A 14,026-nucleotide genomic window follows, 5' to 3' on the forward strand; every position below is an offset into this window, starting at 1 on the left:
GTCCACGCTCCTGGTGGTCGTCTGGATTCGCCGGACCAGACTATCGAGACGTACGGACAGCGAAGAGCCCCGTCCATGCGCTGGACGGGGCTCTCGCTGTGGCGGTCAGCGGATGACGCTCTCGGGCGTGGGATCAGTGGTGGCCGTGGCCGCTGGTGATCTCCTCGTACTCCTCGGCGGTGGCCTTGGGGATCTGGGTCCCCTCTCCGTAGAAGCCCTTGGAGAGCTTCGCCCGGAGCTTGGTGGTCCGGCCGACCTTGCGCTCCACGCCGTTCTCGTCGACCTCGGAGCCGATCTCCAGCGGCTTGGGCTGGTCGTGCGCCGTGAGGGTGTGCAGCTGCTCCTGCGAGAGCGGCTCGTGGACCTCGACGAACTCGCCGTGCGGCAGCCGCTTGATGATGCCGGACTCGCGTCCGTGCAGCACCTTGTCGCGGTCGCGCCGCTGGAGCCCGAGGCAGATCCGGCGCGTGGCGATGAAGACCAGCACCGGCACCACGAAGAAGCCGACGCGGACGAACCAGGTGATCGCGTTGATCGAGAGGTGGAAGTGGGTGGCCCAGAGGTCGTTTCCACCGCCGACGAGCAGCACGAAGTACCAGCTGATCCAGGCGGCGCCGAACGCGGTGCGCGTCGGGGCGTTGCGCGGGCGGTCCAGCAGGTGGTGCTCCCGCTTGTCCCCGGTGACCCAGGACTCGATGAACGGGTACACCGCGATGGACACCAGCACGAGCGGGAAGATGATCAGCGGGATGAGCACGCCCAGGACCAGGGTGTGGCCCCAGAGGTTGATCTCCCAGCCAGGCATCACTCGGATCAGGCCCTCGGAGAAGCCCATGTACCAGTCGGGCTGGGCGCCCGTGGACACCTGGTCCGGCCGGTAGGGGCCGATCGCCCAGATCGGGTTGATCGTCGCGATGGCGGCGACGGCCGCGATCACACCGAAGACCAGGAAGAAGAAGCCTCCGGCCTTGGCCATGTAGACCGGCAGCAGCGGCATGCCGACCACGTTCTTGTTCGTCCGGCCGGGGCCGGGGAACTGCGTGTGCTTGTGGTAGAAGACCAGGATCAGGTGCGCCACCAGCAGGCCGAGCATGATGCCCGGCAGCAGCAGGACGTGGATCGAGAAGAACCGCGGCACGAAGTCCGAGCCGGGGAACTCGCCGCCGAACAGGAACATCGAGATGTACGTGCCGATGATCGGCACGGACAGGATCGCGCCCTCCATGAACCGGACGCCGGTGCCGGAGAGCAGGTCGTCCGGCAGGGAGTAGCCGGTGAAGCCGGTGAACATGCCCAGCACGAACAGCAGGAAGCCGAAGAGCCAGTTGATCTCGCGCGGCTTGCGGAACGCGCCCGTGAAGAAGACGCGCATCATGTGCACGAACATCGCCGCGAGGAAGATCAGCGCGCCCCAGTGGTGGATCTGCCGGATCAGCAGACCGCCGCGCACATCGAAGCTGATGTGCATCGTCGACTGGAAGGCGTCGGACATGTGCATGCCCTGCATGGGCACGTACGAGCCGTGGTACGTGACTTCCTGCATGCTCGGGTGGAAGAACAGCGTCAGATACACACCCGTGAGGATGATGATGATGAAGCTGTAGAGGCAGACCTCGCCCAGCATGAAGGACCAGTGGTCCGGGAAGATCTTGCGCATGTTGGCCTTGGCCAGGCTGTAGATGCCGAGCCGGCCATCCGCCCAGTCGGCCACCCGCTCGCCGGCGGGCGCCTTGCGCTTGCTGCTTTCAGTACTCATCCGCGCTCCCAGAAGGCAGGACCGACGGGCTCGGCGAAGTCGCCCAACGCCTCTAGGTAGCCCTTGTCATTGACCTTGATCCGCAGCTGCGGCAGGGCGTGGCCGGCCGGGCCGAAGATCACTCGGCCGCCGTCGGAGAGGTCGAACGTCGACTGGTGGCACGGGCAGAGCACGTGGTGCGTCTGCTGCTCGTACAGGCTGATGGGGCAGCCGACGTGGGTGCAGATCTTCGAGTAGGCGACGATGCCGTCCGCCGACCAGTCCAGTTCCTTCTTGTCCTTGATGTTCTCCGGCTGGATCCGGACGATCATCAGGGCCGCCTTCGCGATCTCCTGCTGGAAATCGTGGTCGTCCTCCTTCATGCCCTCCGGCATGGCGAAGGTCAGCGAGCCCACCGAGATGTCCTCGGGCCGCAGCGGCTGATTGGTGTTCTGGTTGATCAGCAGCTTCCCCGCGGACCAGCGGGTGTGCCGGAGCTTGGTGCCCGGCAGCGGGCCGAGGTCGCGCAGCAGCACCACACCGGAGAGCGGCACCAGGGCCAGCGCGCCGAACATGGTGTTGCGGATCAGCTTGCGGCGGCCGAACGCCGACTCCTCGGCGCCCGCCTTGAAGTCGTCGAGAACCTTGGCCTTGACCTCGGGCTCGGCCGAGATCGCGTGGCGCTCGTCGGCGACCTCCACGTCGGACATCAGGGTGCGGGCCCAGTGGACCGCGCCCGCGCCGATGCAGAACAGCGCCACGCCGAGGGTGAGCCCCAGCGAGAAGTTCAGGGCGCTGACGTGGCCGACCGGGTAGACGTAGATGATCTTGTCGACCGGGAGAGCCACGTACGAGGCGATGAAGCCGACCGTGGCCAGCATGGAGAGCAGGAACAGGAACGCGACCACGCGCTCGGAGCGCTTGGCGGCCCGCTCGTCGATGTCCTGGACGCGGTGCTCGTGCGGCGGCAGGCCCGGGTCGGCGAAGGGGTCGGCGTGGGTGGCCACCGCGCCGTCGTGCGCGTCGCCCTGCTCGCTCGGCAGGTTCTCTTCTGGAATGTCTTGGCTACTCATGACTTCTTGGCCTTTGCGGTCCGGGCGGCGACCCAGATGGCGACGGCGATCAGCGCGCCGAGCCCGAAGATCCAGGCGAACAGACCCTCGCTGACCGGGCCGAGCCCGCCCAGTTCGAGGCCGCCGGGGTTCTCCGACTTGTCGCTGTTGACCGCGCCGAGGTACGCGATGATGTCCTTCTTGTTCTTCTCCGGCATCGTCGTGTCGGGGAAGGAAGGCATGTTCTGCGGGCCGGTCTGCATGGCCTCGTAGATGTGCTTGGGGTCGACGCCCTCAAGCGACGGGGCGAACTTGCCGTTCGAGAGCGCGCCACCCTTGCCGGTGAAATTGTGGCACTGGGCGCAGTTCGTACGGAAGAGCTCCCCGCCCTTGGCGATGTCCGCGCCGTCCGGGTTGTACTGGCCCTTGGTCGGAACCGAGGGGCCCGCGCCGAGCGAGGCGATGTACGCGGCGAGCTGGTCGGTCTCGGCCTGCGAGTAGAGCGCCTTCTTGCTGGGCGCCTGCGCGCCCTGCTGCTGCAGGGGCATGCGGCCGGTGCTGACCTGGAAGTCCACGGCGGCGGCGCCCACGCCCACCAGGGGCGGGCCGTCGGAGCTGCCCTGACCGCCGGTGCCGTGGCAGCTTGCGCAGCCGACGGAGTAGAGCTTCTTGCCCTCCTCGATGGCAAGGGACTGGGCGGTGTCCTCGGCCTTGGCCTTGTCCGCCGGCGCGAACGCGGCGTACAGCCCCCCAGTTACCGCCAGCGCGAAGAGTAGGACGACGACCGCCGCCAGCGGATGGCGTCGTCGTGCGGAGAGCTTTTTCACGGATTACCCCGGTGTCAGGATCTTCTGCGTCGATGCTTCTGGACTGTGGTCCTGTGCGGGACCGATTACTTGATCAAGTAGATCGTGGCAAAGAGCCCGATCCAGACCACGTCGACGAAGTGCCAGTAGTAGGACACGACGATGGCCGCCGTCGCCTGGTGATGAGTGAACCTCTTGGCCGCGTACGTCCTGCCCAGGACCAGCAGGAAGGCGATGAGTCCGCCCGTCACGTGCAGGCCGTGGAAGCCGGTCGTCAGGTAGAACACCGAGCCGTACGGGTCCGAGGAGAGCGAAAGCCCGTCCTTCTTCACCAGGTCGGTGTACTCGAAGATCTGGCCGCCAATGAAGATCGCACCCATCACGAAGGTGACGGAGAACCACGTGCGCAACTTCTTCACGTCGCCCCGCTCGGCGGCGAACACGCCGAGCTGACACGTGAGAGAGGAGAGCACCAGGATCGTGGTGTTCGCCGCTGAGAACGGAACGTTCAGCGACGACGCCATTTCCTTCCAGTGGTCGGCTCCGGTCACCGATCGCAGGGTGAAGTACATCGCGAAGAGGGCCGCGAAGAACATCAGCTCGGAACTCAGCCAGATGATGGTTCCGACGCTGGTGAGGTTCGGCCGGTTGACCGAGGGGTGCGCATGCCCGGTATCTACTGCTGTTGCTGTCGCCACGACCGACATTATGTCGGTCCCTTATCTTGCGCTCACTCCGGGGGGTGCCGTTCGGTGTGTCAAGACGGTATGCCCTGCTCGTACGGCCCATTCCGGAGGTCCCCCGAAGGGGGGAAGCACACCGTGCGCCACCTCCTGCGCACCCTGCGCGCACCCGTCCTGACGGCCCATCGGCCCGATCTTGGTCCCGTCCGAACCCTCCACCGGCGCGGCGCTCGCGGAGTAGCATCCGCGCAACGGTCCGACCCACAACTGTGCTCTCTAGAAGCGTGGAGGAACGATGCAGCCCACTGCCACGGTGCTGGTCTACAGCGATGACGCGAGCACCCGGGAGCAGGTGCGGCTGGCCGCCGGGCGCCGCCCCGCCGCCGATGTGCCGCCGGTGGAGTTCCTGGAGTGCGCGACGCTCCCGGCCGTCCTGAAGACCCTCGCGGAGCACCGCGTCGACGTGTGCGTGCTCGACGGCGAGAGCGCCCCCGCGGGCGGCATGGGCGTCTGCCGGCAGATCAAGGACGAGGTGTTCGACTGCCCGCCCGTGCTGCTCCTCATCGGCCGCCCCCAGGACGCCTGGCTGGCCACCTGGAGCCGCGCCGACGCCGCCGTGACGCATCCGCTGGACCCGGTGGCGTTCGCGGACGCCCTGGCCGCCCTGGTGCGCGTACGGACGGCCGTGACGACCTGACGGGCCCGGCGGGCCGCGGCGGCCCGCCGGCTCACATTCCGGGGCGCAGGCGGGCCGCATCGGCGGGGCTGCTCCCCTCGCGGGTCGCGGCGTGCAGGGCGCTGCCCTTGCGCCACGCCTGCCAGCTGAGGTTCCAGTCGCCGAAGCCGTTGTCGAACGGCGTCATGGTCTCGCCGCCGCTGTTCACCACCTTGACGATGTCGCCGACCCGCACGGTGTCGAAGAACCAGTGGGCGGCCTCGGTGGACATGCCCGTACAGCCGTGGCTGACGTTGGCGGCGCCCTGGGACCCGGTGGACCAGGGCGCCGCGTGCACGTACTCGCCGCTCCAGGTGACCCGGGTGGCCCAGTGGACGGGCAGGTCGTAGGAGTCCGAGCTGCCCTCGGAGATGCCGATGCTGGTGCCGCGCATCCGTACGAAGGATTCCTGGCCCAGGACCACCTTGACCCCGTTGCGGGTGGAGAAGCCGGGCTTGCCGGTGGTGACGGGGATCGAGCGGATCTCCTTGCCGTTGCGCAGCACGGTCATGTAGTGCGCCCCGGCGTCGGTGACGGCCTCGACGCGGTCGCCCGTACGGAGCGTCAGGGGCTTCGAGGGGCCGCCGTGGAGGCCGGGGCCGACCTTGATGCCCGCGAGGCCGCTGCGCACGTTCACGGTGGCGTGCGCGGGCCAGTACTCGCGCGGCCGGTAGTGCAGGGTGCGGCCGTCCACCCAGTGCCAGGCGCCCTCCACGGAGGGCTGCGAGTCGACCTTGAGGGCCCGCTCGACCACGGCGCGGGCGGCGGGGTCCTTGACGGGCCGGCTGAGCTCGGCGGTGACGGGCTGTCCGACGCCGTACGTGCCGCTGTCCGGGCCGAATTTCACCCGCAGCAGCTTGTCCGCCGGGGCGGTGTCGAAACCGACCGTACGGCGGCCCTGGGCGCCGTCCTCGTCCTCGGTGCTGACCCGCACCGTGTAGTGCGCGCCGGCGGCCAGCGGGACCGTGGAGCGCCAGTGGGAGCCGTCGGCGTCGAGTTCGCCCCGTACGTACCGCCCCGCCGCGTCGGTGGCGGTGACGTCCGTGATCCGGTCCTCGCCCTTGGCGCGGACCTCCAGGGGCTTGTCCGGGTCGGCCTTGCCGCCGCCCTCGACGCCCGCGAAGGCGACCTGGCCGGCCGCGTCGTACGGCTTGTCGGCCAGCGGGTTCGACGACGATCCGCCGCATGCGGTGGACCCCACCGCGAGGGGGGCGAGCAGCAGTGCCCAGCTCAGCACGGTCCGGCAGCGAGGAGTGTGACTCATGGTCACACGGTAGGGAGGATCGGCGGCCGCGGCGCGTGGGGCGAGTGCAAATGGGTCGGCCCCCGCACACCGTGGGGTGTACGGGGGCCGCTCCGTGCCGTGCGCCGCGGAGAACTACTGGTTCGCGTTCTCTCCGCGGTAGTACTCGAACACCCAGCCGAAGAGGCCGACCAGGATGATCGGGGCCGAGAAGAACATCAGCCACCAGCCGAAGATGACGCCCATGAAGGCGAGCGCACCGCCGATGCCCAGGGACAGCGGCTGCCAGCTGTGCGGGGAGAAGAAGCCCAGCTCACCGGCGTCGTCGGCGACGTCCGCGTTCTTGTTGTCCTGCGCCCCGGCGTCCACCCGGCGAGCCGTGAAGGCCAGGTAGTAGCCGATCATGATGCTCAGGCCGAAGGCCATGAAGAGCGCCGTGGTGCCGGCCGCCTCCTTCGACCACACGCCATAGACGATCGCCATGACGAGGATGAAGAGGGCGAGCCAGATGAACATCCGTCCTTGGATCTTCACTTGCCGGCCTCCTTGCCGCCCGCGAGAGCCTTGTCATCCTGCGCCCCGTGCGCGTTCTCGAGCTGGTCGAGCGCCGCGATCTCCGGGTGGTGCAGGTCGAACGCCGGGGATTCGGAGCGGATGCGCGGCAGCGTGAGGAAGTTGTGCCGCGGCGGCGGGCAGGAGGTCGCCCACTCCAGCGAGCGGCCGTAGCCCCACGGGTCGTCGACCTCGACCTTCTTGCCGTACTTGGCGGTCTTCCAGACGTTGTAGAAGAACGGCAGCATCGACAGGCCGAGCAGGAACGAGCTGATCGTCGAGATGGTGTTCAGCGTGGTGAAGCCGTCCGCCGCGAGGTAGTCCGCGTAGCGGCGCGGCATGCCCTCGACGCCCAGCCAGTGCTGCACCAGGAACGTGCCGTGGAAGCCCACGAACAGCGTCCAGAAGGTGATCTTTCCGAGCCGCTCGTCCAGCATCTTGCCGGTGAACTTCGGCCACCAGAAATGGAAGCCGGAGAACATCGCGAAGACCACGGTGCCGAAGATGACGTAGTGGAAGTGCGCGACCACGAAGTACGAGTCGGAGACGTGGAAGTCCATCGGCGGCGAGGCCAGGATGACGCCGGTCAGACCACCGAAGGTGAAGGTGATCAGGAATCCGACGGCCCAGAGCATCGGTGTTTCGAAACTCAGCGAGCCCTTCCACATGGTGCCGATCCAGTTGAAGAACTTCACACCGGTCGGTACCGCGATCAGGAAGGTCATGAAGGAGAAGAACGGCAATAGCACGCCGCCCGTCACGTACATGTGGTGCGCCCAGACGGTCACCGAGAGACCGGCGATGGAAATCGTCGCGGCGATCAGCCCGATGTAGCCGAACATCGGCTTTCGGGAGAAGACCGGAATGACCTCGGAAATGATGCCGAAGAACGGCAGCGCGATGATGTAGACCTCTGGATGGCCGAAGAACCAGAAGAGGTGCTGCCAGAGCAGTGCGCCGCCGTTCGCGGCCTCGAAGATCTGGGCGCCGAACTTGCGGTCCGCCTCCAGGGCGAGCAGCGCGGCGGCCAGCACGGGGAAGGCCAGCAGGACCAGCACACCGGTCAGCAGGACGTTCCAGCAGAAGATCGGCATCCGGAACATCGTCATGCCGGGAGCGCGCATGCAGATGATCGTGGTGATGAAGTTGACCGAGCCGAGGATCGTGCCGAAGCCGGAGAGGGCCAGACCCATGATCCACATGTCGGCGCCGACGCCCGGCGAGCGGATCGCGTCCGACAGCGGGGAGTAGGCGAACCAGCCGAAGTCGGCCGCGCCGTCCGGCGTGAGGAAGCCGCCCACCGCGATGAGCGAGCCGAAGAGGTAGAGCCAGTAGGCGAACATGTTCAGCCGCGGGAACGCCACGTCGGGCGCGCCGATCTGGAGCGGCATGATCCAGTTCGCGAATCCGGAGAACAGCGGCGTCGCGAACATCAGCAGCATGATCGTGCCGTGCATCGTGAACGCCTGGTTGAACTGCTCGTTCGACATGATCTGCGTGCCGGGACGGGCCAGTTCGGCGCGCATGAGCAGCGCCATGACGCCGCCGATGCAGAAGAACGCGAACGACGTGACCAGATAGAGCGTGCCGATCGTCTTGTGGTCGGTGGTGGTGAGCCACTTGACCACGGCGGCGCCGGGTTGCTTCTGGCGTACGGGCGGTGCTGCCGGAGCCGTGTCGGCGGCGGCACCCTGGGGTTCGTTGAGGATGCTCACTTGTTCTTGGTCTCCGCGTTCTTCGCGTGATCCGTCTGCGCGATGCCCGCCGGCTGGTAACCGGTCTGGCCCTTCTTCGCGAGCTCCTCAAGGTGCGCCTTGTACGCCTCGGGCGAGACGACCTTGACGTTGAAGAGCATGCGGGAGTGGTCCACGCCGCACAGCTCGGCGCACTTGCCGAGGAAGGTGCCCTCCTTGTTCGGGGTCACCGTGAAGCTGTTGGTGTGCGCCGGGAAGACATCCTGCTTCATCAGGAACGGCACCACCCAGAACGAGTGGATGACATCCCGCGAGGTGAGGACGAACTCGACGGTCTCACCCTTCGGCAGCCACAGGGTCGGGCCCGGGTTGCCGGTGTCCGGGTCCTTCGTGGCCGGCGTGCCGACCTCGTAGACGCCGCCGGCGTTCTGGGGCGCCTTCGCCAGGTACCGGTCCGGGATGGCGGACAGTTCCTTGTTGTCGCGGAGCGGCTTCGAGGGCCGGGGGCTGCCCTTCACGTCCTCCAGGTAGTTGAAGGCCCAGCTCCACTGGAAGCCCACCACGTTCACGACGTGGTCCGGCTTCTTGGGGTTGGTCATAAGCTTGTTCTCGTCGCGGGCGGTGAAGTAGAAGAGCACCGCGACGACGATGATCGGGACCACGGTGTACAACGCCTCGATCGGCATGTTGTACCGGGTCTGCGGGGGAACCTCGACCTTGGTCCTGGAGCGTCGGTGGAAGATGACACTCCACAGGATCAGGCCCCACACCAGTACGCCCGTAGCGAGCGCAGCCGCCCACGAGCCCTGCCACAGGGAGAGGATCCGCGGCGCCTCTTCCGTGACCGGGGTGGGCATTCCGAGGCGGGGGAAGTCCTTGGATGTGCAACCGGTGGCGGTCGCCAGGACCAAGCCCGCGGCCAGCGCCTGCAGCAGCTTCCGCCGCACCGGGCGCCGCGACGAGCGGTCGGAGCCGTTGGGACTCACGTAGCGCCTTCCCGAGAGTCTCGCCCGCGGTTCCGGCTGCGGCCGTCTGAAGGGTCGGTCGCCGGCCCGGCGCGGGCAGGGGTTTGGATGTTTATGCGGACCAAACCCTACTGGACGCTATTTGGGGTCGCGCGGGGAGGGTGCCCAACGCGCCGCGCTACTCCCCGAAGGGGTGGAATCCCCGCCTCCGCGAGCGAACTGGAGGTCCGTCAGCTCGGTCTCCGGACCGTACCGCGCCGCCCGCGGGGGCCGGGCGCTAGCGTTCGGGACGTGCCCTACTTCGATGCCGCGTCAGCCGCCCCCCTGCACCCGGTCGCCCGCGAGGCGCTGCTCGCCGCGCTGGACGAGGGGTGGGCCGACCCGGCCCGGCTCCACCGCGAGGGCAGGCGCGCCCGGCTGCTGCTGGACGCCGCGCGCGAGGCCGCCGCGCAGGAGGTGGAGTGCCGCCCCGACGAGCTGGTCTTCACCTCCTCCGGGACGCGCGCGGTGCACGACGGGATCGCCGGCGCGCTCGCGGGGCGTCGGCGTGTCGGCCGCCACCTGATCGTGAGCGCGGTCGAACACTCTTCGGTACTCCATTCGGCCGCGGCCCACGAGTCGGCGGGCGGTTCGGTGACCGAGGTCGCGGTGGACCGTACGGGCCGGGCCGACCCGGCGGCGTACGCGGCGGCGCTGCGCGGCGACACCGCGCTGGCCGTCCTCCAGACCGCCAACCACGAGGTGGGCACGGAGCAGCCGGTGGCCGAGACCGCCGAGGCGTGCCGGGCGGCCGGGGTGCCGCTGCTCGTGGACGCGGCCCAGTCGCTGGGCTGGAGCCCCGCCCCCGCGGGCTGGTCGCTGCTGGCCGCGAGCGCGCACAAGTGGGGCGGCCCCTCCGGGGTCGGGCTGCTGGCCGTGCGCAAGGGGGTGCGGTTCGCGCCCCGGGGACCGGCGGACGAGCGGGAGTCGGGGCGCGCGCCGGGCTTCGAGAACCTGCCCGCCATCGTGGCGGCGGCGGCCTCGCTGCGGGCCGTACGGGCGTCCGCCGAGGCCGAAGGCGCGCGGCTGCGGGCGCTGGTGGACCGGATACGGGCACGGGTGCCGCACCTGGTGCCGGACGTGGAGGTGGTCGGCGACCCGGTGCGCAGGCTCCCCCATCTGGTGACGTTCTCCTGTCTCTATGTCGACGGGGAGACATTGCTGCACGCCCTGGACCGGGCCGGGTTCTCCGTGTCGTCCGGTTCCTCGTGCACGTCGAGCACGCTGACGCCGAGCCATGTGCTGCGGGCGATGGGGGTGCTCTCCGAGGGCAATGTGCGGGTGTCGCTGCCGGTGGGCGCCGCCGAGGAGGATGTGGAGCGCTTTCTCGCGGTGCTCCCGGAGGCGGTCGCCTCGGTCCGCGACCGGCTGTCCGCGCCGGCTCCTTCCGCCGCCTCTTCTTCCCCTGCCGACGGGAATTCTGACGCGGACCTGGTCGTCGACGCGCTCGGCAAGCGCTGCCCGCTGCCGGTGATCGAGCTGGCCAAGGTCATCGGGGACGTCCCGGTCGGCGGGAGCGTCACGGTGCTGGCGGACGACGAGGCGGCGCGCCTGGACATCCCGGCCTGGTGCGAGATGCGCGGCCACGACTACGCCGGGGAGCGCGCGGCGGAACGCGGCGCCGCCTATACGGTGCGGCGCCGGGCATAGGGCACGGCCCCTCCCGGCAGGAAGGGGCCGTGCCCGAGAGTCACGCCAGGTGCGCCTGCACCTCGGCGGCGGCCTCCTCGCCGTACGCCTTGGTGAAGCGCTCCATGAAGTGGCCGCGGCGCAGCTCGTACTCCTGGGTGCCGAGCGTCTCGATGACGAGCGTGGCGAGCATGCAGCCGAGCTGGGCCGAGCGCTCCAGGGGCAGGCCCCAGGCGGTGCCCGCGAGGAAGCCCGCGCGGAAGGCGTCGCCGACGCCGGTGGGGTCGACCTTCGCCTCCTCCTCCGCGCAGCCGACCTCGATGGCCTCCTCGCCGGCGCGCTCGATGCGCACCCCGTTGGCGCCCAGGGTGGTGACGCGGGTACCGACCTTGGCCAGGATCTCCTCCGCCGTCCAGCCCGTCTTGGACTCGATGAGGGCCTTCTCGTACTCGTTGGTGAAGAGGTACGCGGCGCCCTCGACCAGGACCCGGATGTCGTCGCCGGCCATCCGCGCCAGCTGCTGGGAGGGGTCCGCGGCGAACGGGATGCCGCGCGAACGGCACTCCTGCGTGTGGCGCAGCATCGCCTCGGGGTCGTCCGCGCTGATCAGGACCAGGTCCAGGCCGCCGACGCGGTCGGCGACGGGCTGCAGCTCGATCTGGCGGGCCTCGCTCATCGCGCCGGTGTAGAAGGACGCGATCTGGTTGTGGTCGGTGTCCGTGGTGCAGACGAACCGCGCGGTGTGCAGGACGTCGGAGATATGGACGGAGCCGGTGTCGACGCCGTGCCGGTCGAGCCAGGCGCGGTAGTCGGCGAAGTCCTCGCCGGCCGCGCCCACCATGATCGGCTTCAGGCCGAGCAGCCCCATGCCGTAGCAGATGTTGGGGGCGACGCCGCCGCGGCGGACGTCGAGGTCGTCGACGAGGAAGGAGAGGGAGACCGTATGCAACTGGTCGGCGACCAGCTGATCGGCGAAACGGCCGGGGAAGGTCATCAGATGGTCGGTGGCGATGGAGCCGGTGACAGCGATACGCACGGCGGGTCTGCTCCTGCGGGGCGAAGGGGTGGGAAGTAGGCGAAGAGCCGTAATGAAGAGGAAGGCGAAGAGAAAAACGCGTAGGGAAACGGGGAAAACAGCCAGTCCAAGTTACCGGGTGCCGATTCACCTTTCCGACCGGTCAAAACTACCCAATAGTAGGGCTTTCTTCGCGGGTCGGATGATGCGTACGGTGCGGATATGCCGAATCCTGTGAAGCCCGTCACAGCCCCCGCCGCCGAGCCGGAATCGCTCGACGAGCTGCGGGGCGACTGCGCTCGGATGGCCCCCCAGTGGGCGACCCCGGCGGCGACCCCGCCCGCGCCCGTACCGCTCACGCGCATCCGCGGCATCACGGTGCCGCCGGCCTCCGCACGACTGGTGGACGGGATGTCCGAATACGGCGAGTCAACTTGACCCGGCCCTGAAGGGGCGGGCTTGGAGGTAGCGCCCAACTGGTTGCTGGGTTGGCCCCTCCGTCCAGACACCCCCTAGGGAGTGACAGGGGCGCGTGACTCACGCCCCGCAATCCACACGCTTTCGCCCTTACGGCCGATGTTGTGGGACGCGTTGTCGTCCGCGTGCATACGGGCCCCGCAGGGCCGGCAGGCGAACAGCGCTTGTGACAGGCGGTTGCGCCGGTCGATGTGGCCGCACTCGGAGCATTGCTGGCTGGTGTACGCCGGATCGACGTACACCAACGGCACCCCAGCCCGCTTGGCCTTGTACTCGATGTACCGGCCAAGCTGGAGGAAGCCCCACGAATGCAGAGGAGCCCGCTGGTCCTTGCGGAGCCGTACCCGGCTTCGGACGCCCGTGAGGTCTTCAAGGGCGATCCCGGAGCCGGTGCGTTCAGCGGTGGTGACAATGGCTTTGGAGACGATGTGGTTGACGTTGGCAGCGTGCCGGGCTTCCTTGCGGGAGCGCTTCTTGAGAAGGCGTTTCGCGGAGTTGGTGCCTTTGGCCTGGAGCTTCTTCCGTAGATCGAGCTGTCGCTTCCGGTGCCGGTTCAGACCGCGCCCAGCAGCCCGGTAACCGGTGGAGGTGGTGGCGATGTTGGCAATGCCGAGGTCGACCCCGATGAACCCGCCGGGCTCGTACTGCTGCCCCTCGGGGACATCACAGACGGCGGCCAGATAGAACGCCCCGTCGCGCTCGATCAGGTCGGACTCGCCCTTACGGTGCATGCGGAGCATCTTGAGCGCGCCAGCGGAGCAGACGAAGGGGACACCCTTGAGCCGCCCGACCGTCGTCCAGACCGACACCGTCCGGGCGTCGTACTGCCAGGACAGGCACCGGTCGTCGTAGGGCTGCGCGGCCCCGGGTCGAAATGTGATCGGTTTCGACTCCGCCTTGACCCTGCGCTTCGACGCCGGCTTGCCCACGTTCCCGGCGCGGATGTTCGCCCGCAACGCGGCATAGGCGTCACGTGCCTTCTTGATGACGTGTTGGGCGACCTGCGCCCCCAGCCCGCGGGCCTTCAATTCGGCGTAGGTGTGCTTGCGCAGTTCGTACTCACGCGGGACACCGAGCTCGAACGCCACACCGGAGACCCAACATGCAGCCTCATTGACCGTACGCAGGGTCGCATGAAGCGCGGCGGCCTGACCGGCCTCCGGCAGCAGCTTCACCTGCACCACGATCTTCACGCCCGTGACTGTATCATTACTCTACGTCATCACATTGGAAGGTAATCCCACCATCCGTCGGCTCGTACGGTCATCCATGACCTCCGCTGGTTACTCCCGGAGTTGAAGACCCGGGGGCCTTCGACAGATCCCACTGATCCGGCGGATGGAACCGTCCGCTCCCCCGCTCCGTCCAATTCCCGTCCCCCTCACGGGGGATGGGGCACTACACATTGAGCGGAGCTGAAG

At 68.5% G+C, this 14,026-nt stretch carries 13 protein-coding genes; 3 read left to right on the forward strand and 10 right to left on the reverse strand.

Going from position 1 to position 14,026, the window contains the following annotated elements:
• Positions 1 to 133: 133 nt before the first annotated feature.
• The 4 genes from AB0I49_RS32280 to AB0I49_RS32295 form a co-directional block, all read right to left on the reverse strand.
• Positions 134 to 1,756, reverse strand: a complete 1,623-nt coding sequence (locus AB0I49_RS32280) for a cytochrome bc complex cytochrome b subunit (protein ID WP_363230702.1) — start codon at positions 1,754 to 1,756, stop codon at positions 134 to 136.
• Entirely contained in the window at positions 1,753 to 2,808 is a 1,056-nt protein-coding gene (locus tag AB0I49_RS32285) for a Rieske 2Fe-2S domain-containing protein (RefSeq protein WP_363230703.1), read from the reverse strand. Before AB0I49_RS32285 ends, AB0I49_RS32280 begins: the two co-directional genes overlap by 4 nt.
• Positions 2,805 to 3,614 (reverse strand): c-type cytochrome, encoded by an 810-nt coding sequence (locus tag AB0I49_RS32290; RefSeq protein WP_363230704.1) that lies wholly within the window; start codon positions 3,612 to 3,614, stop codon positions 2,805 to 2,807. Before AB0I49_RS32290 ends, AB0I49_RS32285 begins: the two co-directional genes overlap by 4 nt.
• A gap of 65 nt (positions 3,615 to 3,679) precedes the next feature.
• Positions 3,680 to 4,300 (reverse strand): heme-copper oxidase subunit III, encoded by a 621-nt coding sequence (locus AB0I49_RS32295; protein ID WP_363230705.1) that lies wholly within the window; start codon positions 4,298 to 4,300, stop codon positions 3,680 to 3,682.
• 271 nt (positions 4,301 to 4,571) lie between these two features.
• On the opposite strand from AB0I49_RS32295, the gene AB0I49_RS32300 reads away from it, so the two are divergent.
• Positions 4,572 to 4,973 carry a hypothetical protein gene (locus AB0I49_RS32300; RefSeq protein ID WP_363230706.1) on the forward strand — a complete coding sequence of 134 codons (402 nt, stop codon included), beginning with the start codon at positions 4,572 to 4,574 and terminating at the stop codon, positions 4,971 to 4,973.
• A gap of 31 nt (positions 4,974 to 5,004) precedes the next feature.
• Here AB0I49_RS32300 and AB0I49_RS32305 read toward each other — a convergent pair whose 3' ends face one another.
• From AB0I49_RS32305 to coxB, 4 genes are all read right to left on the reverse strand, one after another.
• Positions 5,005 to 6,255 (reverse strand): Ig-like domain-containing protein, encoded by a 1,251-nt coding sequence (locus tag AB0I49_RS32305; protein WP_363230707.1) that lies wholly within the window; start codon positions 6,253 to 6,255, stop codon positions 5,005 to 5,007.
• Between the two features lie 114 nt (positions 6,256 to 6,369).
• Positions 6,370 to 6,768 (reverse strand): cytochrome c oxidase subunit 4, encoded by a 399-nt coding sequence (locus AB0I49_RS32310; RefSeq protein ID WP_363230708.1) that lies wholly within the window; start codon positions 6,766 to 6,768, stop codon positions 6,370 to 6,372.
• The gene (gene ctaD, locus AB0I49_RS32315) at positions 6,765 to 8,501 is read right to left on the reverse strand and encodes a cytochrome c oxidase subunit I (RefSeq protein WP_363230709.1); all 1,737 of its coding nucleotides are present in this window, start codon (positions 8,499 to 8,501) and stop codon (positions 6,765 to 6,767) included. Before ctaD ends, AB0I49_RS32310 begins: the two co-directional genes overlap by 4 nt.
• Positions 8,498 to 9,466, reverse strand: a complete 969-nt coding sequence (gene coxB, locus AB0I49_RS32320) for a cytochrome c oxidase subunit II (protein WP_363230710.1) — start codon at positions 9,464 to 9,466, stop codon at positions 8,498 to 8,500. The genes ctaD and coxB overlap by 4 nt, the downstream gene beginning before the upstream one ends.
• Positions 9,467 to 9,736: 270 nt before the next feature.
• Between coxB and AB0I49_RS32325 the strand changes: the two genes are divergently transcribed.
• The gene (locus tag AB0I49_RS32325) at positions 9,737 to 11,134 is read left to right on the forward strand and encodes an aminotransferase class V-fold PLP-dependent enzyme (RefSeq protein WP_363230711.1); all 1,398 of its coding nucleotides are present in this window, start codon (positions 9,737 to 9,739) and stop codon (positions 11,132 to 11,134) included.
• A 40-nt stretch (positions 11,135 to 11,174) separates the two neighbouring features.
• On the opposite strand, the gene AB0I49_RS32330 is transcribed toward AB0I49_RS32325, so the two are convergent.
• Positions 11,175 to 12,149: a carbohydrate kinase family protein gene (locus tag AB0I49_RS32330; RefSeq protein ID WP_363230712.1), complete on the reverse strand. Its 975-nt coding sequence runs from the start codon at positions 12,147 to 12,149 to the stop codon at positions 11,175 to 11,177.
• 201 nt (positions 12,150 to 12,350) lie between these two features.
• On the opposite strand from AB0I49_RS32330, the gene AB0I49_RS32335 reads away from it, so the two are divergent.
• The gene (locus tag AB0I49_RS32335; protein WP_363230713.1) at positions 12,351 to 12,566 is read left to right on the forward strand and encodes a hypothetical protein; all 216 of its coding nucleotides are present in this window, start codon (positions 12,351 to 12,353) and stop codon (positions 12,564 to 12,566) included.
• A 74-nt stretch (positions 12,567 to 12,640) separates the two neighbouring features.
• Here AB0I49_RS32335 and AB0I49_RS32340 read toward each other — a convergent pair whose 3' ends face one another.
• Positions 12,641 to 13,798, reverse strand: coding sequence for a transposase (locus AB0I49_RS32340; RefSeq protein ID WP_363230714.1), 1,158 nt, complete (start codon positions 13,796 to 13,798; stop codon positions 12,641 to 12,643).
• Positions 13,799 to 14,026: the final 228 nt, after the last annotated feature.

It is taken from the genome of Streptomyces sp. NPDC050617, from assembly GCF_040654795.1.
Lineage (GTDB): Bacteria > Actinomycetota > Actinomycetes > Streptomycetales > Streptomycetaceae > Streptomyces.